This is a genomic window from Cupriavidus sp. KB_39, assembly GCF_052114485.1.
Classification (GTDB): domain Bacteria; phylum Pseudomonadota; class Gammaproteobacteria; order Burkholderiales; family Burkholderiaceae; genus Cupriavidus.
In genome coordinates this window covers 1-884 of sequence record NZ_JBFREV010000144.1, presented here as the reverse complement: position 1 = coordinate 884, position 884 = coordinate 1, and the positions used below count along the sequence as shown (strand labels likewise).

The window sequence follows — 884 nt, the reverse complement described above, 5'->3', positions numbered from 1 at the left end:
GCAGCAGGCCGTCGCTGCGGCCATGGACGATCATCGCCGGCTTGCCGCGCAGATTGCCCGTGCGCAAGGTCTGGCCGATGCCCGCCTGGAGTGCTGCGCTGTTGGTCAGCAGGTCGCGCAGGCAATTGGCGCCGGGCAGGTTGGCGTCCCGAGTGCCGTCAGCATTGATCGAGACGAAGTCGCGGATCGCGCCACCTTGGGCGCTCTCGTTCATTAGCGTGATCCCCGTGGTCGGCGTCGCCCCCGTGCTCGGCGGCACACCGTTGCCGTTGGCGAAGGTTAGGGCCAATGTGTTGGGCGGGATGGTCACAGGGGTGGGAGTGCCGCCGCCCGGCGAGGCGAACGTGTAGCCGCACAGCTTGTCGGTCACGCTGGCACGCGAGTAGGAGTTGGCGTACGTCACCGAGATCGAACTAGCCACTTCGAGCGACGAAAGCGATGCATGAAGCACATCCGACTCTGGCTCCCAGCCGGCGGCGTGCAACCGGTCCAAGGCATCACTGGACTGGGTGATGAGATCCGCGCCCACCAACTGGCCACCGCTCACCAGCGACGTACATCGATTGCCACCCTGTAGCGCCGGGCTGGTCGTAAACGGTGCCGGTAGAGTTTTTTGTCCAGCGCAGAGCGAGAACAGATTCGCCGTGGTGGTGTAGTCATACAGATGCCGCCCCGATGACCCCACCGTCACCCCGCCCCGCTTCACCGTGATTGCCGGCACGGCGGGCATGTTCACGTTCGGTTCGCCCACAGCCACGCCGTCGATCAGGCCGTTCGTATCCTGCTCCGCCGCCGCGATGGCCGCGCCGCCGCCGTTGGAGACGGCCGAGGCGATCACCAGGATCTTGTCCTTGCCGATGGAGGCCTGCCGCACCCCGTCGGAC

The 884-nt window shown here is 66.4% G+C and carries 1 protein-coding gene; it reads right to left on the bottom strand.

Features of this window, described 5'->3' with window-relative positions:
- Positions 1-884, bottom strand: an 884-nt coding sequence (locus AB4Z27_RS29180) for a 3-hydroxybutyrate oligomer hydrolase family protein (protein WP_441646001.1), incomplete at both ends; no start/stop codon positions are given.